This window comes from Thiohalocapsa marina, assembly GCF_008632335.1.
Classification (GTDB): domain Bacteria; phylum Pseudomonadota; class Gammaproteobacteria; order Chromatiales; family Chromatiaceae; genus Thiohalocapsa; species Thiohalocapsa marina.
Map to the genome: position 1 here is coordinate 1 of NZ_VWXX01000006.1, position 25838 is coordinate 25838.

The 25838-nt window shown below is 64.4% G+C and carries 28 protein-coding genes; 24 read left to right on the forward strand and 4 right to left on the reverse strand.

The window, feature by feature from the left end; all coding sequences use genetic code 11:
- The 12 genes from F2Q65_RS19895 to glmS form a co-directional block, all read left to right on the forward strand.
- The coding region (locus tag F2Q65_RS19895; RefSeq protein ID WP_246156017.1) for an ATP synthase subunit I at positions 1–694 on the forward strand (694 nt) is incomplete at its 5' end.
- 10 nt (positions 695–704) lie between these two features.
- Complete coding sequence (atpB, locus tag F2Q65_RS06150) at positions 705–1571, forward strand: F0F1 ATP synthase subunit A (RefSeq protein ID WP_150091493.1); 867 nt, start codon at positions 705–707, stop codon at positions 1569–1571.
- A 91-nt stretch (positions 1572–1662) separates the two neighbouring features.
- The gene (gene atpE / locus F2Q65_RS06155) at positions 1663–1896 is read left to right on the forward strand and encodes a F0F1 ATP synthase subunit C (protein WP_150091495.1); all 234 of its coding nucleotides are present in this window, start codon (positions 1663–1665) and stop codon (positions 1894–1896) included.
- Positions 1897–1983: 87 nt separating this feature from the next.
- A complete protein-coding gene (locus F2Q65_RS06160) occupies positions 1984–2454 on the forward strand; it encodes a F0F1 ATP synthase subunit B (RefSeq protein ID WP_150091497.1) in 471 nt (156 codons plus the stop codon).
- A 9-nt stretch (positions 2455–2463) separates the two neighbouring features.
- Positions 2464–3003, forward strand: coding sequence for a F0F1 ATP synthase subunit delta (locus F2Q65_RS06165; protein WP_150091499.1), 540 nt, complete (start codon positions 2464–2466; stop codon positions 3001–3003).
- 19 nt (positions 3004–3022) lie between these two features.
- Complete coding sequence (gene atpA / locus F2Q65_RS06170; protein WP_150091501.1) at positions 3023–4564, forward strand: F0F1 ATP synthase subunit alpha; 1542 nt, start codon at positions 3023–3025, stop codon at positions 4562–4564.
- Positions 4565–4708: 144 nt separating this feature from the next.
- A complete protein-coding gene (gene atpG / locus F2Q65_RS06175) occupies positions 4709–5575 on the forward strand; it encodes a F0F1 ATP synthase subunit gamma (RefSeq protein WP_150091503.1) in 867 nt (288 codons plus the stop codon).
- A gap of 104 nt (positions 5576–5679) precedes the next feature.
- Positions 5680–7056, forward strand: a complete 1377-nt coding sequence (gene atpD, locus F2Q65_RS06180) for a F0F1 ATP synthase subunit beta (protein ID WP_150091505.1) — start codon at positions 5680–5682, stop codon at positions 7054–7056.
- A 28-nt stretch (positions 7057–7084) separates the two neighbouring features.
- Positions 7085–7510: a F0F1 ATP synthase subunit epsilon gene (locus F2Q65_RS06185; protein ID WP_150091507.1), complete on the forward strand. Its 426-nt coding sequence runs from the start codon at positions 7085–7087 to the stop codon at positions 7508–7510.
- A gap of 193 nt (positions 7511–7703) precedes the next feature.
- The gene (locus F2Q65_RS06190; RefSeq protein WP_150091509.1) at positions 7704–8192 is read left to right on the forward strand and encodes an FKBP-type peptidyl-prolyl cis-trans isomerase; all 489 of its coding nucleotides are present in this window, start codon (positions 7704–7706) and stop codon (positions 8190–8192) included.
- 67 nt (positions 8193–8259) lie between these two features.
- Positions 8260–9654 (forward strand): bifunctional UDP-N-acetylglucosamine diphosphorylase/glucosamine-1-phosphate N-acetyltransferase GlmU, encoded by a 1395-nt coding sequence (gene glmU, locus F2Q65_RS06195; RefSeq protein ID WP_211353969.1) that lies wholly within the window; start codon positions 8260–8262, stop codon positions 9652–9654.
- 35 nt (positions 9655–9689) lie between these two features.
- On the forward strand, positions 9690–11522 hold the full coding sequence (gene glmS, locus F2Q65_RS06200; RefSeq protein WP_150091511.1) for a glutamine--fructose-6-phosphate transaminase (isomerizing): 1833 nt from the start codon (positions 9690–9692) through the stop codon (positions 11520–11522).
- A 263-nt stretch (positions 11523–11785) separates the two neighbouring features.
- Here the strand turns inward: glmS and F2Q65_RS06205 are convergent, their stop codons facing one another.
- The 4 genes from F2Q65_RS06205 to F2Q65_RS06220 all read right to left on the reverse strand — a co-directional run bounded on the left by F2Q65_RS06205 (position 11786) and on the right by F2Q65_RS06220 (position 13980).
- Positions 11786–12124 carry a TusE/DsrC/DsvC family sulfur relay protein gene (locus F2Q65_RS06205; RefSeq protein WP_150091513.1) on the reverse strand — a complete coding sequence of 113 codons (339 nt, stop codon included), beginning with the start codon at positions 12122–12124 and terminating at the stop codon, positions 11786–11788.
- Positions 12125–12241: 117 nt separating this feature from the next.
- Positions 12242–12928, reverse strand: a complete 687-nt coding sequence (gene cas6 / locus F2Q65_RS06210; protein ID WP_150091515.1) for a type I-MYXAN CRISPR-associated protein Cas6/Cmx6 — start codon at positions 12926–12928, stop codon at positions 12242–12244.
- Between the two features lie 76 nt (positions 12929–13004).
- Positions 13005–13736, reverse strand: a complete 732-nt coding sequence (locus tag F2Q65_RS06215; RefSeq protein WP_150091517.1) for a hypothetical protein — start codon at positions 13734–13736, stop codon at positions 13005–13007.
- 52 nt (positions 13737–13788) lie between these two features.
- Entirely contained in the window at positions 13789–13980 is a 192-nt protein-coding gene (locus tag F2Q65_RS06220) for a sulfur relay protein DsrC (RefSeq protein ID WP_150091518.1), read from the reverse strand.
- Positions 13981–14497: 517 nt separating this feature from the next.
- On the opposite strand from F2Q65_RS06220, the gene dsrA reads away from it, so the two are divergent.
- The 12 genes from dsrA (at position 14498) to nrfD (ending at position 25780) form a co-directional block, all read left to right on the forward strand.
- A complete protein-coding gene (dsrA, locus tag F2Q65_RS06225; protein ID WP_150091521.1) occupies positions 14498–15754 on the forward strand; it encodes a dissimilatory-type sulfite reductase subunit alpha in 1257 nt (418 codons plus the stop codon).
- A gap of 89 nt (positions 15755–15843) precedes the next feature.
- Complete coding sequence (gene dsrB, locus F2Q65_RS06230) at positions 15844–16917, forward strand: dissimilatory-type sulfite reductase subunit beta (protein ID WP_150091523.1); 1074 nt, start codon at positions 15844–15846, stop codon at positions 16915–16917.
- Positions 16918–16997: 80 nt separating this feature from the next.
- Positions 16998–17390 carry a sulfurtransferase complex subunit TusD gene (gene tusD, locus F2Q65_RS06235; protein ID WP_150091525.1) on the forward strand — a complete coding sequence of 131 codons (393 nt, stop codon included), beginning with the start codon at positions 16998–17000 and terminating at the stop codon, positions 17388–17390.
- Between the two features lie 30 nt (positions 17391–17420).
- A complete protein-coding gene (gene tusC / locus F2Q65_RS06240) occupies positions 17421–17831 on the forward strand; it encodes a sulfurtransferase complex subunit TusC (protein WP_150091527.1) in 411 nt (136 codons plus the stop codon).
- Positions 17832–17880: 49 nt separating this feature from the next.
- Positions 17881–18189 carry a sulfurtransferase complex subunit TusB gene (tusB, locus tag F2Q65_RS06245; RefSeq protein WP_150091529.1) on the forward strand — a complete coding sequence of 103 codons (309 nt, stop codon included), beginning with the start codon at positions 17881–17883 and terminating at the stop codon, positions 18187–18189.
- Positions 18190–18229: 40 nt separating this feature from the next.
- The gene (locus F2Q65_RS06250; protein ID WP_150091531.1) at positions 18230–18562 is read left to right on the forward strand and encodes a TusE/DsrC/DsvC family sulfur relay protein; all 333 of its coding nucleotides are present in this window, start codon (positions 18230–18232) and stop codon (positions 18560–18562) included.
- A gap of 204 nt (positions 18563–18766) precedes the next feature.
- A complete protein-coding gene (locus F2Q65_RS06255) occupies positions 18767–19510 on the forward strand; it encodes a respiratory nitrate reductase subunit gamma (RefSeq protein ID WP_150091533.1) in 744 nt (247 codons plus the stop codon).
- A gap of 57 nt (positions 19511–19567) precedes the next feature.
- Entirely contained in the window at positions 19568–21103 is a 1536-nt protein-coding gene (dsrK, locus tag F2Q65_RS06260; protein WP_150091535.1) for a sulfate reduction electron transfer complex DsrMKJOP subunit DsrK, read from the forward strand.
- 107 nt (positions 21104–21210) lie between these two features.
- A complete protein-coding gene (locus tag F2Q65_RS06265; RefSeq protein WP_150091537.1) occupies positions 21211–23172 on the forward strand; it encodes an NAD(P)-binding protein in 1962 nt (653 codons plus the stop codon).
- A gap of 44 nt (positions 23173–23216) precedes the next feature.
- Positions 23217–23696, forward strand: coding sequence for a sulfur reduction protein DsrJ (locus tag F2Q65_RS06270; RefSeq protein WP_211353970.1), 480 nt, complete (start codon positions 23217–23219; stop codon positions 23694–23696).
- Positions 23693–24481 carry a sulfate reduction electron transfer complex DsrMKJOP subunit DsrO gene (gene dsrO, locus F2Q65_RS06275; RefSeq protein ID WP_150091539.1) on the forward strand — a complete coding sequence of 263 codons (789 nt, stop codon included), beginning with the start codon at positions 23693–23695 and terminating at the stop codon, positions 24479–24481. The genes F2Q65_RS06270 and dsrO overlap by 4 nt, the downstream gene beginning before the upstream one ends.
- Before the next feature lie 66 nt (positions 24482–24547).
- Positions 24548–25780: an NrfD/PsrC family molybdoenzyme membrane anchor subunit gene (gene nrfD, locus F2Q65_RS06280; protein ID WP_150091541.1), complete on the forward strand. Its 1233-nt coding sequence runs from the start codon at positions 24548–24550 to the stop codon at positions 25778–25780.
- Positions 25781–25838: the final 58 nt, after the last annotated feature.

A 25838-nucleotide genomic window follows, 5' to 3' on the forward strand; every position in this document is an offset into this window, starting at 1 on the left:
GCCAACAGTGTCGGGTGTAAACGCCACCCCCCCCCGCGGTGGGGCCGGGGGGGGGCGGGGATTCTTTAACCCGCCCTACCGTGCTTGCCAGTACCTCCACCAGGACCGCCCAACAGGACCGCCCATCGGAACCACCGATCAGCCCGGCGGCAACGGCCACCCGATCTGCGGAATCGATTGCTACGAACCGATCGACCACGGATTGACCCGGGCGCGCTGCCTCCCGTATACTCGCAGCCCTTTACAGGAGGCAGCCATTTACACCAACGCGGATTCCGTTGGTCTGCCCGACCGGGTGCAGCTCAAGCGCCTGTTGCTCTGGCAGGTCGTCTTCGCCCTGGCAGCAACCCTGGCTGCGCTGCCGTTCGGGCTGGCAGTCACCGCCTCGGCGGCCGTTGGTGCAGCGGTCTGTCTCCTGGCCAATTGGGTATTTGCGCTCCGGGTTTTCAAGCGCTATCGCGCGCAGCAACCCGGCGAGATCGTGTTGCGCATGTACGGCGCGGAGATCATCAAGATCGCGATGATTCTCGCCCTGTTCAGTGTCGCGTTCGCCACGATCGACTCGCTGAACCTTCCGGCCATGCTCGGCGCCTATTTTGCAGTGCAGGTGCTGCCTGCACTCTTTGCTTCCCGGCCAGATTCACGGCCAGACGCTCGGACGGCGAGCGACGGATCGAAACAGACACGCGAATGAGACTGGAACGATGGCCTCTGAAACCCTGACCGCGCAGCAATACATTCAGCATCACCTGACCAACCTGACGCTGGGCTTCCATCCCACCGAAGGCCTCACCATCGCCGGCAATGCCGAAGAGGCTGCGGCCATGGGCTTCTGGGCCCTGCATCTGGATAGCCTGGCCTGGTCAGTCGGCCTTGGCTACCTGTTCTACCGGCTGTTCCGCAAGGTGGCGGAAAATGCCACCGCCGGTGTCCCCGGCAAGGCGCAGAACTTTGTCGAGTGGATCATCGACTTCGTCAACGAGAACGTCCGTGGCTCCTTCAGCGGCAAGAACGATATTGTCGCCCCGCTGGCGCTGACGATGTTTGCGTGGATCTTCCTGATGAACCTGATGGACCTGGTACCGGTGGATCTGATCCCCTGGGCCTTTGGTCAGTTCATGAGCCTGTTCGGCGCCGATCCGCACCATGTCTATATGCGCGTGGTGCCCACCACCGATCCGAACATCACCTTCGGCATGGCGCTGGCCGTGTTCCTGATGGTGCTGTACTACAGCGTCAAGATGAAGGGCTTCGGCGGCTTCATCGGCGAGCTCACGCTGCATCCCTTCGGCAAGTGGGGTATGCCGGCCAATATCGTGCTCGAGGGCATCAGTCTGCTCTCCAAGCCGCTCTCGCTGTCCCTGCGACTATTCGGCAACATGTACGCCGGCGAGATGATCTTCATCCTGATTGCGCTCATGTACGGTCACAATCTGATCCTGGATCTGGGCGGCGGCGTGCTGCAGCTGGCCTGGGCCATCTTCCACATCCTGATCATCACGCTGCAGGCGTTCATCTTCATGGTGCTGACCATCGTCTATCTGGACATGGCTCATCAGACCGAACACTAGGTCAGCTGTCGACCCCGGGCCCGGTTTCGGGGTCGACCCTGTTCGCAAGCCCTTTCCTTCATTTCAACCAACGCTCCTCGAGGAGAAAACAATGGAAATCGCAGAAGCTCTGGTCATCGTTGCCGCTGGTCTGATGTTGGGTCTCGGTGCCATCGGCGCCGGCGTCGGCATCGGTGTGCTGGGTGGTCGCTTTCTGGAAGGTGCCGCTCGTCAGCCGGAGCTCATCCCGATGCTGCGCACCCAGTTCTTCATCGTCATGGGCCTGACCGACGCCCTGCCGGTCATCGCCATCGCGATGGGTCTATATGCGATGTTCGCCCTCTAGTCGAGCGCCCGATCCACTGATCACCGATCCAGATCGAGCTCGCGGACGAGCCGCCGTGGTCGGATCGTCCCAGACAGAGGCATACGGATGAACATCAATATCACTTTGATCAGCCAGATGATCGCCTTCGCGGTGTTCGTCTTGTTCTGCATGAGGTACGTCTGGCCGCCGATCACCAAGGCGCTGGACGAGCGCGCGGCCAAGATCGCCGAGGGACTGGCTGCTGCCGAACGCGGGCAGCAAGAGCAAGAGCTCGGCCAGCAGAAGGCGCTGGACATGATGCGCGAGGCCAAGACCAACGCATCGGACATCGTCTCGCAGGCGCAGAAGCGCTACAACGAGATCATGGACGAGGCGAAGCGCGATGCCCAGGCGGAGGCGCAGCGGATCAAGGCCGCAGCCCACGCCGAGATCGAGCAAGAAGCCAACCGTACCCGCGAGGAACTGCGCGAGCGCATGGCCACCCTGGCGGTGGCTGCCGCGGAAAAGATCCTCGAGAAGGAGGTCAACGCCGACGCCCACAAGGCGATCGTCGAGACCTTCGCCAAGCAGATCTAAGGCAAGTCTATGGCCGGAGACAGCACAACCATCGCTCGGCCCTACGCCGAGGCCGCGTTTGAGGTGGCCAAGTCCACCAGCGCCCTCGACGCCTGGAGTGACGCGCTCAACACCCTCGCCGGTATCGTCGATGATCCGCTCATCTCGGACCAGGTGGGCAACCCGAACGTCCCTCGCGAGACGCTGCGTGATCTCATCTTCGCCGTGGCCGGGGATGGCTTGACCGTCGAGATGCAAAATCTCGTGCGGCTGCTCGCAGACAACAAGCGTTTGGCCGTCATCCCGGAAGTTGCGCGGCTGTTCGACCAGCTCAAGACTGCCGCCGAGGGCCTTCGGCATGTCGCCATCACGTCCGCGTTCGCCGTGTCGGATGACGAGCAGAAGTCTCTGGCCAACGCCCTGCGCTCCCATTTCGGTTCCGAAGTTGAACTGACGGTCGAGCAGGATTCGGCGCTGATCGGCGGCATCAAGATACACGCCGGCGACATCGTCATCGACGGCTCGATTCGCGGCAAGCTCGAGCAGTTGTCGAACGAATTGCAATTCTGATTCTCAACGGAACACCGCCATGCAACTCAACCCCTCTGAAATCAGCGATCTGATCAAACAGAAGATCGAGCAGTTCGACCTCAAGACCGAGGCGCGGGCCGAGGGCACCATCGTCAGTCTCACCGACGGTATCGTGCGCATCTACGGCCTGTCGGATGCCCAGTACTACGAGATGCTCGAGTTCCCGAACAACACCTTCGGGCTGGCCTTGAACCTCGAGCGCGATTCCGTCGGCGCCGTGGTCCTGGGCGACTACACGCATCTGTCCGAGGGTGACTGGGTGCGCTGCACCGGTCGCGTGCTCGAGGTGCCGGTGGGTGAAGGCCTGCTGGGTCGCGTGGTCGACTCCCTGGGAGCGCCGGTGGACGGCAAGGGCCCGGTCAAGGCCACCGCCACGTCACCCATCGAGAAGATCGCCCCCGGCGTCATCGCCCGTAAGTCCGTCGACCAGCCCATGCAGACCGGCCTCAAGGCCATCGACGCCATGGTTCCGGTGGGACGTGGTCAGCGCGAGCTGATCATCGGCGACCGCCAGACCGGCAAGACCGCTGTGGCCATCGACGCCATCATCAACCAGAAGGGCACGGGTGTTAAGTGCATCTATGTGGCCGTGGGACAGAAGAACTCCTCTGTGGCCGCGGTGCAGCGCAAGCTCGAAGAGCACGGCGCCATGGAGCACACCATCATCGTGCATGCCGGGGCGTCGGACTCTGCCGCCATGCAGTACATCGCACCCTATGCCGGTTGCTCCATGGGCGAGTATTTCCGCGACAAGGGCGAAGATGCGCTCATCATCTACGACGACCTGACCAAGCAGGCCTGGGCCTATCGTCAGGTGTCGCTGCTGCTGCGCCGTCCGCCGGGTCGCGAGGCCTATCCCGGTGACGTCTTCTACCTGCACTCCCGTCTGCTCGAGCGCGCCGCGCGGGTCAACGAGGACTATGTGGAGAAGGAGACTGGTGGCAAGGTCAAGGGCAAGACCGGCTCGCTGACCGCGCTGCCGATCATCGAGACCCAGGCGGGTGACGTGTCGGCGTTCGTTCCGACCAACGTCATCTCCATCACCGACGGCCAGATCTTCCTGGAGACGGACCTGTTCAACGCTGGTATCCGCCCGGCCATCAACGCCGGTCTGTCGGTGTCCCGTGTCGGTGGTGCTGCCCAGACAAAGATCATCAAGAAGCTCGGTGGCGGTATCCGTCTGGCACTGGCCCAGTATCGCGAGCTGGCGGCCTTCTCGCAGTTCGCCTCCGATCTGGACGAGTCCACCCGCAAGCAGCTGGCCCGCGGAGAGCGTGTGACCGAACTGATGAAGCAGTTCCAGTACTCGCCGATGACCGTGGCGCAGATGGCGGTGTCGCTGTTCGCGGCCAACGAGGGTTACCTGGACGACGTCGAGGTGAAGAAGGTTGTCGACTTCGAGCGTGCACTGCAGGGCTATATGTCCAGCAGCCAGAAGGAGCTGCTCGAGAAGATCGACGCCAAGGGTGACTACAACGACGAAATCCAGCAGGGCCTGCACGCCGCGATCAAGGATTTCAAGGCCAACAACACCTGGTAGACGGCTGGCGGCCATTGCCCCTGCCGTGCGCACGCTTGCAGCCGGGCAATGGCCGTGACCTTGAACCCGAATAGATCAACCATGCCGAAATTTCCTCTGCGAGGCCCAGCGGGCCGCTCGTCGCCGGAGGCTGGGAGCTAACACATGGCAGGCGCCAAAGAGATTCGCACCAAGATCGCGAGCATCAAGAGCACGCAGAAGATCACCGGTGCCATGGAGATGGTGGCCGCGTCCAAGATGCGTCGCGCGCAGGATCGCATGAACGCATCGCGGCCCTATGCGGAGAAGATGCTGCAGGTCATCCGCCATCTGGCCAAGGCGTCGCCGGAGTACCGGCACAGCTTCATGGCCCAGTCGCGGGAGATCAAGCGTGTCGGCTACATCGTGGTGTCGTCCGATCGCGGCCTCTGCGGCGGACTCAACAGCAATCTGTTCCGCCGTCTGGTGGTCGAGATCCGAGAGAAGCAGAACGAAGGCATCGAGACCCGCTTCTGCACCATCGGCAGCAAGGCGCTGGGTTTCTTCCGCCGTTTTGGCGGCAAGGTCGAAGCCCAGGTCACACAGCTGGGTGACAAGCCGCATATCGAGGACCTGATCGGCACGGTCAGGGTCATGCTGAACCTGTTCGAGCAGGGCGAGATCGACGCCGTCTACATCGCCTACAACGAGTTCGTCAACACCATGACCCAGCGGCCGACCATCCGTCAGCTTGTGCCGCTGAAGGCGGACGATGAGATGCGCCCGTCCGGCCCGGTATGGGACTACATTTACGAGCCCGATGCACGCCTGGTACTGGATAACCTGCTGTTGCGCTACATCGAATCCCTGGTCTACCAGGCGGTGGTGGAGAACGGCGCGTGCGAGCAGGCCGCGCGCATGGTTGCCATGAAGGCCGCCTCGGACAACGCCGGCAACCTGATCGACGAGCTGCAGCTCGTCTACAACAAGGCGCGCCAGGCCGCCATCACGCAAGAGATCTCCGAGATCGTCAGTGGCGCGGCCGCGGTGTAAGCCGGCAAGTCGCGCGGGTGCCGGTAGTCCGGCCGACAGATGATCGACTCACAGTCAGCAACCAAATTTCGTTCAGCCGCAAGGCAGAAGATGAGGAAACAGTTATGAGTTCCGGTAAGGTGGTGGAAATCATCGGCGCCGTCGTCGACGTCCAGTTCCCGCGCGGCGAGATGCCCAAGGTCTATGACGCGCTCAAAATCGACTCCACCGGCCTCACCCTCGAGGTGGAGCAGCAGCTCGGTGACGGTATCGTGCGCACCATCGCCATGGGCACGACCGATGGCCTGAAGCGCGGCGTCGATGTCAGCAACACCGGCGCGCCCATCAGCGTGCCGGTCGGCAAGGCCACCCTTGGCCGCATCATGGACGTGCTCGGCAACCCGATCGACGAGATCGGCGACATCGGCAACGAGGAGGCCTGGCCGATCCACCGCGAGGCACCCAAGTTCGAGGATCAGGCCAGCTCCACCTCCATCCTGGAGACCGGCATCAAGGTGGTCGACCTGATCATGCCCATTGCCAAGGGCGGCAAGGTCGGCCTGTTCGGCGGCGCCGGCGTGGGCAAGACCGTGACCCTGATGGAGCTGATCCGTAACATCGCGGTCGAGCACTCGGGCTACTCGGTATTTGCCGGTGTCGGCGAGCGGACCCGCGAGGGTAACGACTTCTACCACGAGATGAAGGAGTCGAACGTTCTCGACAAGGTGGCCCTGGTCTACGGCCAGATGAACGAGCCCCCGGGCAACCGTCTGCGCGTGGCCCTGACCGGTCTGACCATGGCCGAGTACTTCCGCGAGGAAGGCCGCGATGTGCTGATGTTCATCGACAACATCTATCGTTACACCCTGGCCGGCACCGAGGTGTCCGCACTGCTGGGCCGCATGCCCTCCGCGGTGGGCTACCAGCCGACACTGGCTTCGGAGATGGGCGCCCTGCAGGAGCGCATCACCTCCACCAACACGGGTTCCATCACCTCGTTCCAGGCCGTGTATGTGCCCGCGGACGACCTTACCGACCCGTCGCCGGCCACCACCTTTGCGCATCTGGACGCCACCCTGGTGCTGTCGCGTCAGATCGCCGAGCTGGGCATCTACCCCGCCGTTGACCCGCTGGACTCCACCAGCCGAATCCTGGACCCGAACGTGGTCGGCCAGGAGCACTACGACACCGCTCGTGCGGTGCAGGGTACCCTGCAGCGCTACAAGGAGCTGAAGGACATCATCGCCATCCTGGGCATGGACGAGCTGTCCGAGGAAGACAAGCTGACGGTGGCCCGCGCCCGCAAGATACAGCGCTTCCTGTCGCAGCCGTTCTTCGTCGCCGAGGTCTTCACCGGTGCGCCGGGCAAGTTCGTGTCGCTGAAGGACACCCTCGCCGGCTTCCAGTCCATCGTCAATGGCGACCACGACGCCCTGCCGGAGCAGGCGTTCTACATGGTCGGCTCCATCGACGAGGCCATCGCCAAAGCCGAGAAGATGTGACGATCGCAAACAGAGGGGGGACATTGCGATGGCAATGACCGTACATGTGGATATCGTAAGCGCCGAGGGCGCCATCCACTCCGGCCTGGCAACCATGGTGTATGCCCCCGGAGAGATGGGAGAGCTCGGCATCGCGGCGCGCCATTCGCCCTTGATTACCCGTTTGCGACCCGGTGACGTCAGGGTCGAGAACGATCATGGCGAAATGGAGCACTTCTACGTCTCCGGCGGCATGCTCGAGGTGCAGCCGGACGTGGTCACGGTGCTGGCCGACACAGCCGTGCGCGCCGAGAACATCGACGAGGCCAAGGCCCTGGAGGCCAAGCGCCGCGCCGAGGATGCCCTGGCCGGCCAGACCGCGGAGTTCGAGTACGCCAAGGCTCAGGCCGAACTGGCGGAGGCCATCGCCCAGTTGCGCGCCATCGAGAAGCTGCGGAAGATGAAGGGACGCTGAGTCCGGAGCTCGCGCACCTCGGCCGAGACAGGTGGCGTACGCCACCCGTCCGGCCGCCAAGACCCTCGCCCTGGCGGGGGTTTTTTATGTTTGGCCGGCAAGATCGGTTATCCTTCGACTCCTCCGCCCTGGCGCTCATCGACAACAGCCGCGGTGCGCCATGACCCATCCACGACAGCCGTCCGAGGATCCCATGTCAGATATCGTACGTGCGGGCAAACTGGTGACCCTGACCTACAGCATTCGTGAGCTCGGTGGAGAGGTGCTGGAGCAGAGCGATCTGCCGGTGAGCTATGTGCAGGGTGGACATAATGAACTCATCGGCGGCATGGACCGCGCGGTGGAGGGCAAGCGGGCCGGCGACCAGGTGGAGCTGACCCTGACACCGGAGCAGAGCGGCTTCGGCCCACATGACCCGGCGCTGACATTCACCGACGATCTGGACAAGGTGCCGCCGCAGTTCCGCCATCTGGGGGCGGAGGTGCAGATGCAGAACGAATCCGGCGACGTGCGTACCTTCCATGTCACCCGGATCGGCGACGGCAAGCTGACGGTGGACGGCAATCACCCGCTGGCCGGCAAGGACCTGCTGGTGACCATCCGCATCAATGAGGTGCGCGATCCGACGGCGGAAGAGCGGCTGCAGGATCAGCAGAGCAAGCAAGCCCCGACCCTGCATTGAGCCAACCCGCGAAACCCGAAGTCCCGTTTGCAATGGGCATAATCCCGCGTTAGGAACCGGTGTATCAATGAAACTGGGAGTTGTCATCCTCGCCGCAGGCAAGGGCACGCGCATGCGCTCGGCGGTGCCAAAGGTGCTGCATCCGCTGGCCGGCCGGCCGCTGCTGCGGCATGTGCTGGACGCGGCAGAGGCCCTGGGCGCGGCCCGCGTCTGCGTGGTCTACGGACACGGTGGGGCACAGGTGCCAAGCACCCTGGCGGACGCCGACTGCGTCTGGGTGGAACAGGCCGAGCGCCTCGGCACCGGCCATGCGGTGCAGCAGGCGATGCCTGAAATGAACGGCATGGATCGCGTCCTGGTGTTGTACGGCGACGTGCCATTGATCGAGCCGGAAACCCTGAACCGACTGGTAAGCGATAGCGCCGCCACGTCGCTGGGGGTGCTGACCATGCAGCTGCAGGACCCCACCGGCTATGGTCGCGTGGTGCGGGACAAGCGCGGCCAGGTGTTGCGCATCGTCGAGCAGAAGGACGCCAGCGAGGCCGAATTGGCGATCACCGAGGTCAACACCGGCATCATCGTCGCCGATGGCCGGCGTCTGGCCGACTGGCTGGGCCAGATCCGCAACGACAACGTGCAGCGGGAATATTATCTGACGGATGTCATCGGCTTTGCGACCGCCGCCGGCGTCGAGGTGGTGACCACCCAGCCGGACAGCATCCAGGAGGTGGCCGGCGTCAACGATCGCATCCAGCTGGCGGAGCTGGAGCGCTACCATCAGCGCCGCGTCGCCGACGGCCTGATGCATGCCGGCGTCACCCTGATGGACCCTGCCCGGATCGATGTCCGCGGCACGCTGGAATGTGACCGGGACGTGCTGATCGATGTCAATCTGGTCTGCGAGGGCGACGTGCGCATTGGCCACGACGTGCGCATCGGCCCCAATTGCCTGCTGAAGGACTGCGAGATCGGTCCGGGCGCTCAGATCCTGGCCAACTCCATGATCGAAGGGGCCAAGGTGGGCGCCGGCGCCAGCGTCGGCCCGTTCGCGCGGTTGCGCCCGGGGGCGGACATCGGCCACGGCTGCCGCATCGGCAACTTTGTCGAGATCAAGCAGGCAAGCATCGGCACCGGCAGCAAGGTCAATCATCTGAGCTATGTCGGCGATGCCGAGGTGGGCGCCGACGTGAATGTCGGCGCCGGCACCATCACCTGCAACTACGATGGCGCCAGCAAGCACCGCACGACCATCGGCGACGGCGCCTTCATTGGCTCCAACACTGCCCTGGTGGCGCCGGTGACCATCGGTGCCGGGGCCACCCTGGGCGCCGGCTCGGTGATTGCGCAGAACGCACCGCCGGAGCGACTGACCCTGACCCGAGCGCCCCAGCGCACCATCGAACACTGGCAACGGCCCAGAAAGAAATTGTCTGACAAGGGTCCGAAGGACCAGGATCACTGAGCCCGGCACGCGGACCGGGACGAGGAACACTCATCATGTGCGGTATTGTCGGCGCCATCTCGCAACGCCCCGTGGCGGCCATCCTGCTGGAAGGCCTGCGACGGCTGGAATATCGCGGCTATGATTCCGCGGGCCTGGCAGTGCTGGATGCAAACGGCAGCCTGCAGCGCCTGCGGGTGCTGGGCAAGGTGTCGGGGCTGGCCGAGGCCCTGGACGCCACGCCAGTGAACGGCCTGCTCGGCATCGCCCACACCCGCTGGGCCACCCATGGCGAGCCGTCCACCGAGAACGCCCACCCCCATATCTCCCATGACCGCTGCGCCGTGGTGCACAACGGCATCATCGAGAACCACGAGCGATTGCGGGCCGAGCAACTGGCCGCGGGCCATCGGTTCCTGTCGCAGACGGATACCGAGGTGGTGGTGCACGCCATCCACGATGCCCTGGCCGCGGGGCAGACGCTGACCGAGGCCGTCCGCCAGACACGGCTGCATCTGCAGGGGGCCTATGCCCTGGGCGTCATCGACGGCCAGCATCCGGACTGCCTGGTGGCCGCACGGCAGGGCAGTCCGCTGGTGATCGGCGTGGGCTTTCAGGAGTACTTCATCGCGTCCGATGTCTTCGCCCTGCTGCCGGTCACCAACCGCTTCATCTTTCTGGAGGATGGTGACCTGGCAGAGCTCCGCGTCGACGGGCTCGCCATCTGGGACGCAAACGGCGATCCGGTGGAACGCCCGGTGCGGACCTCCACGGTGGCGGCGGACTCCGCCGAGCGGGGCCCCTATCGGCACTTCATGCAGAAGGAGATCTTCGAGCAGCCGCGAGCCATCGCCGACACCCTGGAGGGCCGGCTGGCCAGCCGCACCGTGCTGCCGGAGGCCTTCGGTGTCGAAGCCGAAGCGATACTGTCGGGCACCCGTGGCGTCACCATCGTTGCCTGCGGCACCAGCTACCACGCCGGTCTGGTGGCCAAATACTGGATCGAGGCCGTTGCCGGGCTGCCCTGCCAGGTGGAGGTGGCCAGCGAATACCGCTACCGCAAGCATGTGATCCCCGACGGCCACCTGTTCGTCACCATCTCCCAGTCCGGCGAGACCGCCGATACCCTGGCGGCCCTGCGCCTGGCCAGGCAAGGCGGGTACACCAGCACGCTGGCCATCTGCAATGTGCCGGAGAGCTCCCTGGTGCGGGAATCCGACCTGGTCTTGCTGACCCATGCGGGGCCGGAGATCGGCGTCGCCTCCACCAAGGCCTTCACCACCCAGTTGACGGCGCTGCTGCTGCTGACCGTCAACCTGGCCCGTCATCACGGGCTGGATGCGGAGCAGGAAGCCGCAGCCGTGCAGCTGTTGCGGTCATTGCCGTCGCAGATGGAGCAGGTGCTGTCACTGGACGCCCGCATCGCCGAGTTGGCGGAGCAGTTCGTCGACTGCCAGCATACGCTGTTCCTGGGCCGTGGAGAGCAGTACCCCATCGCCATGGAGGGCGCGTTGAAGCTCAAGGAGATCTCCTACATCCACGCAGAGGCCTATCCCGCTGGCGAGCTGAAGCACGGTCCCCTGGCGCTGATCGACGAGGACATGCCGGTGGTGGCCGTGGCGCCGAACAACGCCCTGCTGGAAAAGCTCAAGTCCAACCTCGAAGAGGTGCGCGCCCGCGGCGGCAAGCTGTTCGTGTTTGCCGACGACCAGGTGCCGATGCAGGAAGAGGCCGGCATCACCGTGGTGCGGTTGCCGCAGACCGACGACCTCATCGATCCCATCGTCTTCTCCATCCCGATGCAGCTGCTGGCCTACCATGTGGCTGTGCTGAAGGGCACCGACGTCGACCAGCCCCGCAACCTGGCCAAGTCCGTCACGGTGGAGTGACGCGCCTCAATCCAGCCGCCCCTGCCCGGGACCACGACTCCAGCAGCGCCTTCAACAAGGCGCCCCGGGCATCCTGGTAGAACTGCAGGTCCACCCAGGGCAGCGCTGATTTATTCGGCGCTTCCCGTGCGGGGCAGGAAGCCCCGCCAGATTCAGTGGCAGAAGCCACTGAGATTGAGCGGCTAAGGTGAGGTGGCCAAGGTGAGTGGCCGGGGGCGGGGGAAGGACGCGCGGCGCCAGGCGGCGCCGGCTTGCGGACGCTGTCAGTATCCGCCCTTGCGGTGGACCTCCGGCAGTCCGGCGATCTTGGTGCCCTGTTTGGTCGGTGCAAGCGGGAAGAGCTTGTAGACGTCCTTGCTGGTGGGCTTGGCGCCCCAGACCTTGCCGATGTCCTTGAGCAACTGCCGTTCCATGGGCTGGTTCTGGTTGTTGTTCAGGTATTCGTCGCGCAGGTACCGGATCACGTCCCAGTGCTTGTCGGTCAGTTCGATGCCTTCGCCGTCGGCGATCACCTTGGCGATATCCTCGTCCCACTGGTTTGCATCCACCAGATAGCCGGATTCGGTGGTCTCGATCGTCTTGCCGTTTACCTCGATGGCCATTGTGTCGGTTCCTCTTGTCGTTGTTTGGCCGGTGCTCCAGGCACCGACTCGCTTGTCAAAACTGCCGCCTGACGTATAACCGCTCGCTAATATACTGAAATGACGGGTCGGCGTCACCTACACAGATTTGTGAACGGAGTCGATGCCCTTGTGCGGGATGAACAGGCCGCAGCCCATCTCACGGTGGGGGCCAAGGCCAAGCTGCTGCAGCAGGATGGATTCCTCTGCCGTGAGGCCGGCCAGCATCAGGCTGCGGGTCTGCAACGGCCCTGACGGCGTGCTCAGCGGCGTGGCCTTGCCGCACAGGGCCTTGCGCACCTTGATGCCCAGTTCAGTCAGTTCCGCGTCGACCCATTGCAGAAAGGCGTGTTCTTCCTCTGCGGCGGCCGGCCCGGCGACGTAGCGCGCCAGCAGCGTCGTCTCCTTGCTCAGCAGCCGCTCCTTGCAGGCGCCCATGCGCAGTGCCGAGCCGCCGACGTCGAGGGTCTGGCCCTGCAGTTGCTCGCGCAGTTCCGCCACGTCCTCCCGGGGCAGGCGGATGCACAGGCGGGTGCGCCGTGACAGGTGGAGCTGTTGGTCGCCGTTGTGATCCGGGCGCTCCCAGCCGTTCTGCGAGCCGGCCACATGGATGGTGTGGATGCCGGCGCCGGGCTTGCGCAGACAGGGCGCCGCCGCCAGCAGGGCAGCGGACAGGGCGTGGGCATGGTCCACCGGTATGCTGCGGCAGTCGACGGCGAACAGCACGTCGACGATGTCGTCCGGTACCGGGGTCTCGGTCTTGGCTTCGTCTTCTTGCCAGAACATCGGCGTGGCCTTCGGGTAATGGAGCCGTTGCGACTGCGACCGGGGTGGTCGCGGGTCGGATGAGGGTTCGGCGCGACTACTGCGTCGGCCCGATGGCGTCGGGCAGTCGCGCGCGCAGGGCCTCGGGGTCGAACCACCAGTTGTCCTGCACCAGCACGTCGACGATGTTGCGCAGCCGGACCAGGAACTTCTCCGGCTCCCGCAGTTCCAGCCGGTCGCGCCACAGGTCGAAGGCGGCCTGGCTGTCGACGCCGCTGTGCCGGCGCGCCACGTCGCCCAGCAGTTGCGAAGCGAAGAAGGTCAGGTTCTCCCGCTGTACGCCCTCGCTGCGCACGTCGGCCAGAAACAGCGCTGTGGTGGCGGCCACCGCCGCGCCGTCGGAGTCGTCCGGGGTCTCGTCGATAATGTGCGACAGCAGCTCGATGGAGAGCTCCGGGTCGATGGGGTAGGTCACCGCGAGCCAGATCCCCTGGCCAAGGGCGCTGAGGGAGTCGGGCTGCTCGGTGCGGAACAGCACCTCGCAGCAGTCCGCCGCGGACTCGAACGCCTCCACCGCCATGAAGGCATCCAGGGCCTCCCGGGCCAGCGGCCAGGCCTCGTCGCCGCGGTCCAGACCCACCAGGGTGCGTGCCATCTGCAGCTTGAGCTCGGCGATGTCGGCCGAACGGCCGCCGAGCCGGGTCAGCCCCTCGAACTCCTCCTGCAGCGCCAGCAAGTGCGACTCCAGCGCGGCCTCCTCGGCGCCCTGGTGACGGATGGAGTCGGCGGCGGTGTCTGCCAGGCGGTCGGTCATCTGAAACTGTTTCATGGGCCGGGTTACCTAATCGGACGTGGCTGTAGAGCTTGGCTGCAGGGCAGGGCTAGCGGACCAGGCCGCTGAAGGCGGCCTCCAGCCGGTCCTCCCAGTTCTCCGGGGTGTCCGGATAGGGCGGCTTCACGTCCATGCGGAAGAAGCGCTCGCCGGTGCGGGCGACGTCCTGGACCGCAACGAGCAGGTCATCAAAGCTGTCGATGTCCTGTCTCGACACAAGTATTTCACTGAGTTTCAACATGACGCGCTGTTCTCTGCTGTCTGTATCGCCGCGGCCGCTTGCGGGAACGGCATTTGTTCTGTCTGGCGGAAAAGGTGAAGCCGGATATGAGGGAAAACAACGGTCGATCGGCAGGGTGTCGATCAGGGGGCGCTAATATTAGGATACGTTGACATGGCCGCTGTCCGGGGGTTAGACTCGCCAACCTTGAGGAAAACCACGATACGCGCGGCTAGCGCGTTGATCAGCAAAACAAAAAAACTCCACATCACATATCCCATTCGGGATAGAACCCAGGGGACTACCCCCCGATGGAGGAGTGTTTACACCGGCACGCGCGACGTATAGTTCGCGCATACCGGGCACCGTCGACGGCATGGCCGACGGTGAGCGGACAGTTACCGACGCGAAGCAGACCCTGCCGGGCAACGCCCGCCCCGCCTGACGATAAGGGCGTGGCGCATGGCCGGCTGCAGCCGAACGGGGTCGTTACGCGAGACGATAATCCACGTCCTTTCTCGATGGGAGAGACAGCGAAATGGCGATTGAGAAGCACCATACCCCGATGATCGACCAGTTGGAGGACGGTCCCTGGCCGAGCTTCATCTCCGGCATCAAGCGACTGCGCGACGAGCACCCCGAGCCGCGCATCAACGAGGTCACCAACGACCTGCTCGGCCAGCTCGAGCACTCCTACGAGACCCGCAAGGGTTACTGGAAGGGCGGCACCGTGTCGGTCTACGGCTATGGTGGCGGTATCATTCCGCGGTTCTCCGAGGTCGGCAACGCCTTCCCGAAGTCGAAGGAATTCCACACCCTGCGCGTGCAGCCGCCGGCGGGCAACCACTACAGTACCGCCATGCTGCGCCAGCTGGCCGACAGCTGGGAGAAGCACGGCTCGGGTCTGGTGACCTTCCACGGCCAGACCGGTAACATCATGTTCATCGGCGCCGACACCCAGTCGACGCAGCACTTCTTCGACGAGATCAACGAATACGGCTGGGATCTTGGCGGTGCCGGTCCCTGCGTGCGTACCGCCATGTCCTGTGTCGGTGCATCCCGCTGCGAGATGTCCTGCACCAACGAGCTCAAGGCGCACCGTCTGCTGGTGAACAACTTCGTCGACGATGTGCACCGCCCGGCCCTGCCGTACAAGTTCAAGTTCAAGGTGTCCGGCTGCGCCAACGACTGCCAGAACGCCATCGAGCGCGCCGACTTCGCTGTCCTCGGCACCTGGCGTGACGACATGAAGGTGGACCAGGACGAGGTCAAGGCCTACGTCAAGGCCAAGGGCCGCCAGTACATCATCGACAACGTCATCACCCGCTGTCCGACCCAGGCCTTGTCGCTGAACGACGACGACAGCCTGGCCGTCAACAACCGCGACTGCGTGCGTTGCATGCACTGCCTGAACGTCATGCCCAAGGCGCTGCATCCCGGCGACGACAAGGGCGTCACCATCCTCATCGGCGGCAAGCGCACGCTGAAGATCGGCGATCTGATGGGCACCGTGGTCGTGCCGTTCAAGAAGCTCGAGACCGAAGAAGACTACGAAGAGCTGGTCGAGCTGGCCGAGAGCATCATCGACTTCTGGGCCGAGAACGGCCTCGAGCATGAGCGTTGCGGCGAGATGATCGAGCGCATCGGCCTGGCCAACTTCCTTGATGGCATCGGCATCGAGCCTGATCCGAACATGCTGAGCCACCCGCGCCAGAGTTCCTACATCCGCATGGATGGCTGGGACGAGGCTGCGGAGGCGTGGTTCGAGCGGCAGGCCGAGAAGGCCGCCGGCTGACAACCATTCTCGACAGGGACCGCCTGCTCCGGAGCGCGCGGTCCGGTCTCCCCCTTCGGACGAACAGTTAACGACTTGGAGGATACTCGATGGCCAAAGAAATGCGCGAGCCCATCGAAAGCGGTTGCCCCGATCCGTGGCAGTACATGCACCCGGTGATGCGGAAGAACTTCGGGCAGTGGAAGTATCACGAACATCCCCGTCCGGGGGTGCTGCGCCACGTGGCCTTCAGCGGCGACGAGGTCTGGACCGTGAAGGCCGGTACCCAGCGCATCCTGGACGTCTTCACGCTGCGCAAGCTGTGCGACATCGGCGAGGAATTCGCCGACGGTTACGTGCACTTCACGCTGCGTTCCAACATCGAGTACATGGTGACTGACGAGGCCAGGGTCACGCCGCTGATCAATGCACTGGAAGACGCCGGCTTCATCGTCGGCGGCACCCAGAACTCGGTTACCATGATCTCGCACACCCAGGGCTGGCTGCACTGCGACATCCCCGGCACCGACGCCTCCGGCGTGGTCAAGGCGATGATGGACGAACTCATCGACGAGTTCCGCAACGCCAACATGCCCAACCGCGTGCACATCACCACCAGCTGCTGCCAGATCAACTGCGGCGGCCAGGGTGACATCGCCATCAACGTGCAGCACACCAAGCCGCCGAAGATCAACCATGACCTGGTCGCCAACGTCTGCGAGCGCCCGTCGGTCGTCGCCCGCTGCCCGGTGGCCGCCATCCGCCCGGCCATGGTCAACGGCAAGCCCTCGCTGGAGGTCGACGAGCGCAAGTGCATCTGCTGCGGCGCCTGCTATCCGCCCTGCCCACCCATGCAGATCAACGACGCCGAGCACACCAAGCTGGCGATCTGGGTCGGCGGCAACCACTCCAACGCCCGCGGCAAGCCCACCTTTCAGAAGCTGGTGGCCGCCGGCATCCCCAACAACCCGCCGCGCTGGCCGGAAGCGACCGCCATCGTCAAACGCATCCTCAAGGCCTACAAGGAAGGCGCGCGGGACTGGGAGCGGGTCAACGAGTGGATCGAGCGCATCGGCTGGCCGCGTTTCTTCGAGGAAGTGGAGCTGCCGTTCACCAAGTATCACATCGATACCTGGCGCGGTGCCCGGGCCAGCTTCAACAGCTCGTCCTACATCCGCTTCTGAGCCGCGCCGATCGCCGGCCCGGGGACAGCTGAGTCCCTGGGACCGGCGAAGGCGGCGGAACCATTCCAACCGAGGTCGTTATGAAGTTTGCAATCCAGATCAACGAAGGACCTTACCAGCACCAGGCGTCCGACTCGGCGTACTTCTTCACGAAGGCCGCGCTGGAGAAGGGACACGAGATCTTTCGCGTCTTCTTCTATCACGACGGCGTCAACAACTCGACGCGGCTGACCACGCCGCCCCAGGACGACCGCAACATCGTCGAGCGCTGGGCTGAACTGGCGGAGCAACACGACCTCGACATGGTCGTCTGCGTGGCAGCGGCACAGCGCCGCGGCGTCGTGGATGAGGGCGAGGCGAAGCGCAACGGCAAGGACGCGACCAACATCCATCCGCGCTTTCGCATCTCCGGGCTGGGGCAGCTGGTCGAGGCGGCCATCCAGTCGGACCGCCTGGTCGTCTTCGGCGACTGACGTCTCCCATCTCGCCCACGGAGCAAGACCATGTCCGAAACAGTCAAGAATTTCCTCTATCTCAATCGTAAGGCGCCCTATGGCACCATCTACGCCTGGGAATCCCTCGAGGTGGTGCTGATCGGTGCCGCCTTCGACCAGGACGTCAGCCTGGCCTTCGTCGATGACGGTGTCTACCAGCTGACCAAGGGCCAGGACACCAGCGAAATCGGCATGAAGAACTTCTCCCCCACCTATGCCGCCTTGGGCGACTACGAGGTGAAGAAGATCTACGTCGAGAAGGAATCCCTCGACGAGCGCGGCCTGTCACTGGACGACCTCCAGCACCTGGTGTGGGAGGACGAGGACGAGGACTATGCCGAGAAGGATTCGATCCATCTCGTTTCCCGTTCGGAGATGGCGGCCCTGATGGACGGCGCTGACGTCGTCTTCAGCTTCTGAGCCGTCCCGATCCATTTCCTGCAACGAGCGACGAGAGCGAGCACACCCGATGAGCACTCTGCATACCGTCAACAAGTCCCCCTTCGAGAAGAACTCGCTTGACGCCTGTCTGAACTACGTCACCGGCGGCGCCAGCGTGCTGCTGCTGGAGGACGGCGTCTATGCCGCGCTGAAGGGCACCGCCATCGAACAGCGCGTGACAGAAGCGCTGGATTCGGCCAAGGTCTACGTGCTGGGCCCGGACCTGAAGGCGCGCGGCTTCACCGACGAGCGCGTGATCGAAGGCATCAGCGTCGTGGACTATGCCGGCTTCGTGGATCTTGCCGCGGAGAGCGACAAGGTCCAGGCCTGGCTGTAATCCATCCATTCAACCATTCCGAAAACACGGGAGAATCACCATGGCGATCGAAGTCAACGGTAAGACCTACGAGACCGACGAAGAAGGCTACCTGGCCAACATCAACGACTGGGAGCCGGGCGTTGCCGAGGTCATGTCCAAGGAAGACGATCTGGAACTGACCGACGAGCACTGGGACATCATCAACTTTCTACGCGAGTACTACGAGGAATACCAGATCGCTCCGGCGGTGCGCGTGCTGACCAAGGCCGTCGGCAAGAAGATGGGCAAGGACAAGGGCAACAGCAAGTACCTGTACGGCCTGTTCCCCTACGGTCCGGCCAAGCAGGCCTGCCGCTACGCCGGTCTGCCGAAGCCCACGGGCTGCGTCTGATCCGACGACCAGCCGCCTCGGCGGCTGAACCGGTGGCGCGCCGGCAGGTCTCGCGCCACCCGGTCCGGTCCCGGTCGATGTCTACGGACTCGACCGGGGCAACGGCTCCGGTGCACGCTGCATCGATCAAGGGGCAAGCAGACAGTCGCACACCGGCGGCGTCCGACAGCGGCCCTCCCACGAAATCACTGAGGTAGCGGAAACATGTCGTTTCTGTCGAGTGTTTACGCCTATTTGTACTATTTCGCGGCCTTCGTGTTGATTGCCGGCCTGATCGCCAAGATCGTGCAGTACGCCCGCACCCCCGCGCCGCTCAAGATTCCGACGACCCCCGCGCCGACCACGCGCTCGGGGGTCGCCTTTCGCATCACCCGCGAGGTGGTCTTCTTCGAAAGCCTGTTCCGCGGCAACAAGTGGATCTGGATCTTCGGCTGGATGTTCCACTTTGGCCTGTTCCTGGTCACCCTGCGGCACCTGCGTTACTTCGTCGATCCGGTGCCAGCGCCGCTGCAGTTCATCCAGCCCTTCGGCGTCTACGGCGGCATCGCCATGGTCATCGGCCTGGCCGGTCTCTGGGCCCGCCGCTTGCTGGTGGACCGGGTGCGCTACATCACGTCGTTGTCGGACCACCTGATCCTGGGCCTGCTGGTGGCCATCGGCCTCAGTGGACTGATGATGCGCTTCGTGCTGCACACCGATGTGGTCCGGGTGAAGGAATTCTTCCAGGGCCTGTACGTCGGACAGATCAATCAGCTGCCGGCGGATCCATTCCTGCTGCTGCACCTGTTCCTGGTAGCCGCGCTGATGATCATCTTCCCCTACAGCAAACTGCTGCACATGCCGGGGCTCTTCTTCAGCCCGACACGCAATCAGGTGGACAACCCGCGTGAGAAGCGTCACATCGCCCCCTGGGCTCAGCGCATGGAGCAGGAGCAGGAGGCGCAGTAGCGTCCACTGCTGAACTCAGGCGCACCCCGAGACAGAGTCCATTCCGGAGTTTGATTCATGGCCAAGGCAGATTTCCAGGTTCCCGAGCTCAAGCAGTACGCCGAGATCCCCACCATCGAGCCCGGTGTGATGGCGCACTCGGCCCCGTTCAAGTCCAAGGAAGAGTTCCAGGGGGCATTGGGATTCCCGGGCACGCTGGTGGACGACTGGCAGCCGAAGGCTATCGCCAAGATGGGTGACCTGCTCAGCCGCTATCGCTCGCTGCGGGTCTACATGGATTCCTGCGTCAAGTGCGGTTCCTGCACCGACAAGTGCCATTACTATCTGGGCACCAAGGATCCAAAGAACATGCCCGTCGGGCGTCAGGACCTGATGCGCAAGGTCTACCGGCGCTATTTCACCCTGGCTGGCCGGTTCTTCCCCAAGCTGGTGGGTGCCGAGGACTTTACCGAGGAGGTGCTGGACGATTGGTACAGCTACTTCCATCAGTGCTCCCAGTGTCGCCGCTGTTCGGTGTTCTGTCCGTACGGCATCGACACCGCCGAGATCTCCATGGCCGCGCGCGAGATCATGGATTCCATCGGTGTCGGTCAGAAGTACTGCAACGAGATCATCGGCAAGGTCTACAAGATCGGCAACAACCTGGGCCTGCCCGGGCCGGCGCTGGCGGATACGCTGGAGGGCCTGGAAGAGGACGTCTTCGATGACACCGGGGTCGAGGTCAAGTACCCGCTGGACCAGGAGGGCGCCGAGATCCTGCTGGTTACGCCCTCAGCTGACTTCTTCGCCGAGCCCCATGTCGACGGCCTGATCGGCTACGGCAAGGTCTTCCACGAGGCCGGCGTGTCCTGGACCCTGAGCACCCACGCCTCCGAGGCGGCCAACTTCGGCATGTTCATCGGCTCCTACGAGAACATGCGCCGGGTGGCGATGCGCATCCGCGAGGCGGCCATCAAGCTCAAGGTCAAGCGCATCGTCTTTGGTGAGTGCGGCCATGCCTGGCGTGTGGCCTACAGCTTTCTGAACACCTTGGCCGGACCTTGGGACTTCCTGGATCCGCGCTACCCGGTGCCGCAGCACATCTGCGAGTTCACCTACGGCCTGATCCAGGAAGGCAAGCTGCGCTTCGACAAGACCCAGAACGATGACATGGTGCTGACCTACCACGACTCGTGCAACGTCGCCCGCGCCTCGCGCATGGGCGACCGGCCCGGTGGTCAATTCGACATCCCGCGCGCCATCATTCGCGCCACCTGCAACCACTTCTACGACATGGACGAGGAGACCATCCGCGATCGCACCTTCTGTTGCGGTGGCGGCGGTGGCCTGCTCACGGACGACCTGATGGAGATCCGGGTCAAGGGCGCCCAGCCCCGGGTGGAGGCGCTGAACAACGTCATGCAGGAAAAGGGCGTGACGCACATGGCCGCCATCTGCGCCATCTGCAAGAGCCAGTTCACCAAGGTGCTGCCGTACTACGGCATGGAGATGGACCAGATCGTCAGCGTGCACCAGCTGGTGTCGAACGCCCTGGTCCTGACCGGACAGGCGGACGACGACGAAGAGGACACCGTCGAGGACGAAGCGGCCTGACGCCGCCCGGCATCTCGCACGGAGCGATTAACGGCCCTGTCCGGCCCCGGCCGGCGCAGGACCATCGATAAGACCGAGCCACGGCTCGAGCGTAAGGAGCGTAATCCATGGCAACCTCCAGCGATGAAATGACCAAGCTTTCCTGGCGCCGTTACGAAGACGGCGACAATGTCTGGGACAATCTCACCGAAAAGATCTTCGTCCAGGATACCTCCCACAAGTGCCCGACCTACGTGCACAAGACGCCCCCGTGCCAGGGCAGCTGCCCGTCGGGCGAGGACATCCGCGGCTGGCTGCAGATCGTCCGCGGCATGGAGCAGCCACCCGAGGGCGTCGAGTGGGAGGAATACGCCTTCCGTCGCTCCACCGATGCAAACCCCTTCCCGTCGATGATGGGTCGTGTCTGTCCGGCGCCTTGCCAGGACGGCTGCAACCGCAACGAGGTGGAAGACTTTGTCGGCATCAACGCCGTCGAGCAATTCATCGGCGACACCGCCATCGCCAAGGGCTACAAGTTTGCGCCCGCACCGGCGGACACCGGCAAGCGCATCGCCATCATCGGCGGCGGCCCGGCGGGTCTGGCGGCGGCCTATCAGCTGCGCCGTCTGGGCCATGCGGCCACCATCTTCGAGGCCAACGATGGTCTCGGCGGCATGTTCCGCTACGGTATCCCCGGCTACCGTGTGCCGCGCGACGCCCTGGACGCCGAGATCAACCGCATCCTCGACATGGGTCAGGTCGAGGTCAAGCTGAACACCCGCATCGGTGTCGACGTGCAGGTCGAGCAGCTCGAGCAGGACTATGACGCCATCCTTTGGGCCATCGGCTGTCAGTCCGGGCGCGGCCTGCCCGTGCCCGGCTGGGAAGGTACCCCGAACTGCGTCTCTGGTGTCGCCTTCCTGAAGGCGTTCAACGAGGGCCGCATGAAGGTCACCGCGGACAAGGTGGTCTGCGTCGGTGGTGGTGACACCTCCATCGACGTGGTCTCCGTCGCCCGCCGCCTGGGTCACATCACCAAGTCCGGCAAGAGCGACCTGCCGGAGACCGTGATCCGTGACGGCTACGTCGCCCACGATGCGGCCATCACTGCCGCTGCCGAAGGCGCCGAGGTGACCCTGACCTCGCTGTTCACCCGCGACAAGATGACTGCCGCCGAGCACGAGGTGCATGATGCGCTGCACGAGGGTGTCACCATCCTGGATGGCGTGATGCCGGTGGAGGTCATCAAGAACGACGCCGGGCGCGCCATCGGCCTGAAGGTCGCCGACTGCAAGATGGAAGACGGCCGCCCGACGCCGGTGGAAGGCACCGAGCGCGTCATCGAGGCAGACCTGGTGGTGTCGGCCATCGGCCAGGGCGGTGATCTGACCGGCCTGGAGGCGTTCGACAACGGCCGTGGCCTGATGAATGCCGACAAGTTCTACCAGGTGCCGGACAAGCCGGGTCACTTCGTTGCCGGCGACATCATCCGCCCGCACCTGCTGACGACGGCCATCGGCCAGGCATGGATCGCGGTGGAGTCCATCGATGCCTATGTCAAGCAGGAGGAGAACCGCCGCCGGCCGAAGGTGGACGTGCATCACTTCGACCTGCTGGCCAAGATGACCGAGCAGCATCTGGCACCGGAGGCCTTCAAGGCGGCCGACCGCGGCGACATGCGCGGCACATCGTCCGGCAACTTTGCCATCCACAACTACGAGGACCGCTCCGGCGCGGAGATCATCCCGCACGACGAGCTGTTCCTGGCTCACTTCAAGTACGAGCCGCGCAACCTGCGCAAGGAAGAGGTGCCGAGCGCCGAGGAGGTGCTGGGACATTTCAAGGAGCGGGTGATCGGCTACAGCACGGAAGAGGCCGTCGCCGAGGCCAAGCGTTGCATGAGCTGTGGCCTGTGCTTCGAGTGCGACAACTGCGTCATCTTCTGTCCCCAGGATGCCGTGTTCCGCGTGAAGAAGGACCAGTACACCACCGGGCGGTACGTGGACACCGACTACTCCCGCTGCATCGGGTGCCATATCTGCGCCGATGTCTGCCCCACCGGCTACATCAAGATGGGGCTGGGCGAATAGTCACGTCCCGCAAGCACATGGCATCAACCAACCTGGAGGCGTCGATGGCTAGAGCCATGCATCACGGCGGCCTCGTCGTCTTCGGTCTGGCCGGGGCCCTGTGGGCCCTGGCGGCGCAGGCCGAGGTCGTCGGCGGCTTCGTCGTAGAGGGTTCCAAGGCAGCGGGCCTGGAGAACTGCGTCGAGCCCACCGAGTACATGCGGCGCAATCACATGGAGCTGATCCGGCACCAGCGGGACGCCACCGTGCATGACGGCATCCGCTCCACCAAGCACAGCCTGGCGGGCTGCGTCAGTTGCCACGCCGGCGTCGACGACCGGCAGCAGCCGATCCCGATCAACGCCGACGGTCAGTTCTGCGAGGCCTGCCACGACTACACGGCCGTGACGCTGAACTGTTTCGACTGCCACGCCACCATTCCGGAAGGCAGCGACTGGAATCAGGCCACCGCGGCGGCCCATGCGCACATGGGGCTGACCGGGCTGATCACCGAGGGCACCGGATCCGAAGGCCAGAGCAAATGACCGACACGCACAACGACAAAGAAACCGCCGTCGACAACGGACGCCGGACATTTCTCGGCGGGGCCGTCGGCGTCAGCGCCGCCGCAGTTGCGCCCGGCCTGGTGTTGCACGAGCTGGCCCAGGCCGCACCCCGCACCGAGCCGGTGACCGACCTGCATCGCTGGGGCCTGCTGATCGATACCGCCAAGTGCGCCGATGGTTGCCGCGCCTGTGTCGAGGCCTGCGAACAGGAGAATGGCCTGAACCTGCAGACCAGGCCCGAGGGCGCCGATCCGTTGAAGTGGGAGGATCAGCGCGCGGTCTGGATCCGCAAGGTCAAGGTGCAGGACAACATCAGCGGTCATGTGACCAATCTGCCGCTGATGTGCCAGCACTGCGCCAATCCGCCCTGCGTCGACGTCTGCCCCACCGGCGCCTCGTTCAAGCGCGCCGACGGCATCGTCATGGTGGACCGTCACACCTGCATCGGCTGTCGCTACTGCATGATGGCCTGTCCCTACAAGGCGCGTTCGTTCATCCATGAGAAGGTCGCCGAGAAGCTGACCCGGGCACCCCGCGGCAAGGGCTGCGTGGAGAGCTGCAATCTGTGCGTGCATCGGCTGGACGAGGGCGACCTGTCCGTCGCCTGCGCTGACGCCTGCACCGAGCAGGGCCACGGCGCGATCCTGTTCGGCGACCTGAAGGATCCGAACGGTCCCCTGCGGCAGGCGCTGCGGGCCCAGCCCAGTCGCCAGGTCCGGGAGAATCTCGGCTTGAACACGGGCGTACGTTACGCCGGCCTGTGATGCGGCGCCCGCCGCCACGCCGTCCGCGCGCCTCTGCACCATCTGGAGTCTCATAGAGAAGCCGCTATGAAAAGAATCGTCTACCGAGAATGGCGCATCGCCCCGGAGCGCTACTGGGGCATCCTTGCCATCCTGGCCGGCGTCATCGCCATCGGTGGCGCGGCCGCGCTCTACATGGAGCACGAGGGCCACTGGGTCACCGGCATGACCAACTCCGTGGTCTGGGGCATGCCGCACGTGTTTGCCGTGTTCCTGATCGTCGCCGCGTCCGGCGCCCTCAATGTGGCGTCCATCGGCACGGTGTTCGGCAAAAGGCTGTACAAGCCACTGGGTCGCTTGTCCGGTCTGCTCGCATCGGCGCTGCTGGTGGGCGGTCTGCTGGTGCTGGTGCTCGACCTGGGCCGTCCGGACCGGCTGGTGGTGGCCATGACCACCTACAACTTCAGTTCCATCTTTGCCTGGAACATCTTCCTCTACACCGGCTTCCTGATCATCACCGTGGGCTACCTGTGGACCATGGCGGAGCGCAAGGGCAACCCCTTCATGCGGCCGGTGGGCACCTTCGCCTTCCTCTGGCGACTGGCGCTCACGACCGGTACCGGCTCCATCTTCGGCTTCCTGGTGGGTCGGCAGGCGTATGACACCGCCATCCTCGCGCCGATGTTCGTGGTCATGTCCTTCGCCTACGGCCTGGCGGTCTACATCCTGGTGTTGATGTTCAGCTTCCACCTGGACGAGCGCCCCATCGGCGAGCGCATGCTCAAACGGCTGAAGAACCTGCTGGCGCTTTTCGTCGGCGCCGTGCTGTACTTTACGCTGGTTTACCACCTGACCAAGCTATACGGTGCCAAGTACAGCGACGTGGAAAGCTTCATCCTGGTCAATGGCGGCATCTACACCTTCCTGTTCTGGTTCGGCTGGGTGCTCGTCGGCGGCCTCGTGCCCCTGGGCATCCTGTACCACCCGGAGCGGAGCAAGTCCGCCAGTTGGGTGGCGGCGGCCTGCGGCTTCGTGATCGTGGGTGGTCTGGCGGCGCTGTACGTGATCATCATCGGCAGCCAGGCCTATCCGCTGGAGATGTTCCCGGGCCAGACGGTGATCGAGTTCGGCCTGCCCGGCGACATCGGCGGCACGGTGGCGGGCTATGCACCGAGCTTCCCGGAGATCCTGCTTGGCATCGGCGGCGTCGGCGTGGCCATGCTGATCACCGCCGTGGGCATCCGGGTGCTGCAGTTCCTGCCGGAATCCCTGGCGGATCAGGATGTAGACCCCCACGCCATGGCCCGCAGCGCCGGCTGACGCATATCGTCTGGACGAAGGGGCGGAACGGCCGATGCCGGCTGATCCGCCCCTTTTG

Excerpts from the sequence above, each read along its gene's own strand:
- atpB (WP_150091493.1), top strand. The coding sequence starts at position 705 with ATGGCCTCTGAAACCCTGACCGCGCAGCAATACATTCAGCATCACCTG.
- atpE (WP_150091495.1), top strand. The coding sequence starts at position 1,663 with ATGGAAATCGCAGAAGCTCTGGTCATCGTTGCCGCTGGTCTGATGTTG.
- F2Q65_RS06160 (WP_150091497.1), top strand. The coding sequence starts at position 1,984 with ATGAACATCAATATCACTTTGATCAGCCAGATGATCGCCTTCGCGGTG.
- F2Q65_RS06165 (WP_150091499.1), top strand. The coding sequence starts at position 2,464 with ATGGCCGGAGACAGCACAACCATCGCTCGGCCCTACGCCGAGGCCGCG.
- atpA (WP_150091501.1), top strand. The coding sequence starts at position 3,023 with ATGCAACTCAACCCCTCTGAAATCAGCGATCTGATCAAACAGAAGATC.
- atpG (WP_150091503.1), top strand. The coding sequence starts at position 4,709 with ATGGCAGGCGCCAAAGAGATTCGCACCAAGATCGCGAGCATCAAGAGC.
- atpD (WP_150091505.1), top strand. The coding sequence starts at position 5,680 with ATGAGTTCCGGTAAGGTGGTGGAAATCATCGGCGCCGTCGTCGACGTC.
- F2Q65_RS06185 (WP_150091507.1), top strand. The coding sequence starts at position 7,085 with ATGGCAATGACCGTACATGTGGATATCGTAAGCGCCGAGGGCGCCATC.
- F2Q65_RS06190 (WP_150091509.1), top strand. The coding sequence starts at position 7,704 with ATGTCAGATATCGTACGTGCGGGCAAACTGGTGACCCTGACCTACAGC.
- glmU (WP_211353969.1), top strand. The coding sequence starts at position 8,260 with ATGAAACTGGGAGTTGTCATCCTCGCCGCAGGCAAGGGCACGCGCATG.
- glmS (WP_150091511.1), top strand. The coding sequence starts at position 9,690 with ATGTGCGGTATTGTCGGCGCCATCTCGCAACGCCCCGTGGCGGCCATC.
- F2Q65_RS06205 (WP_150091513.1), bottom strand. The coding sequence starts at position 12,124 with ATGGCCATCGAGGTAAACGGCAAGACGATCGAGACCACCGAATCCGGC.
- cas6 (WP_150091515.1), bottom strand. The coding sequence starts at position 12,928 with ATGTTCTGGCAAGAAGACGAAGCCAAGACCGAGACCCCGGTACCGGAC.
- F2Q65_RS06215 (WP_150091517.1), bottom strand. The coding sequence starts at position 13,736 with ATGAAACAGTTTCAGATGACCGACCGCCTGGCAGACACCGCCGCCGAC.
- F2Q65_RS06220 (WP_150091518.1), bottom strand. The coding sequence starts at position 13,980 with ATGTTGAAACTCAGTGAAATACTTGTGTCGAGACAGGACATCGACAGC.
- dsrA (WP_150091521.1), top strand. The coding sequence starts at position 14,498 with ATGGCGATTGAGAAGCACCATACCCCGATGATCGACCAGTTGGAGGAC.
- dsrB (WP_150091523.1), top strand. The coding sequence starts at position 15,844 with ATGGCCAAAGAAATGCGCGAGCCCATCGAAAGCGGTTGCCCCGATCCG.
- tusD (WP_150091525.1), top strand. The coding sequence starts at position 16,998 with ATGAAGTTTGCAATCCAGATCAACGAAGGACCTTACCAGCACCAGGCG.
- tusC (WP_150091527.1), top strand. The coding sequence starts at position 17,421 with ATGTCCGAAACAGTCAAGAATTTCCTCTATCTCAATCGTAAGGCGCCC.
- tusB (WP_150091529.1), top strand. The coding sequence starts at position 17,881 with ATGAGCACTCTGCATACCGTCAACAAGTCCCCCTTCGAGAAGAACTCG.
- F2Q65_RS06250 (WP_150091531.1), top strand. The coding sequence starts at position 18,230 with ATGGCGATCGAAGTCAACGGTAAGACCTACGAGACCGACGAAGAAGGC.
- F2Q65_RS06255 (WP_150091533.1), top strand. The coding sequence starts at position 18,767 with ATGTCGTTTCTGTCGAGTGTTTACGCCTATTTGTACTATTTCGCGGCC.
- dsrK (WP_150091535.1), top strand. The coding sequence starts at position 19,568 with ATGGCCAAGGCAGATTTCCAGGTTCCCGAGCTCAAGCAGTACGCCGAG.
- F2Q65_RS06265 (WP_150091537.1), top strand. The coding sequence starts at position 21,211 with ATGGCAACCTCCAGCGATGAAATGACCAAGCTTTCCTGGCGCCGTTAC.
- F2Q65_RS06270 (WP_211353970.1), top strand. The coding sequence starts at position 23,217 with ATGGCTAGAGCCATGCATCACGGCGGCCTCGTCGTCTTCGGTCTGGCC.
- dsrO (WP_150091539.1), top strand. The coding sequence starts at position 23,693 with ATGACCGACACGCACAACGACAAAGAAACCGCCGTCGACAACGGACGC.
- nrfD (WP_150091541.1), top strand. The coding sequence starts at position 24,548 with ATGAAAAGAATCGTCTACCGAGAATGGCGCATCGCCCCGGAGCGCTAC.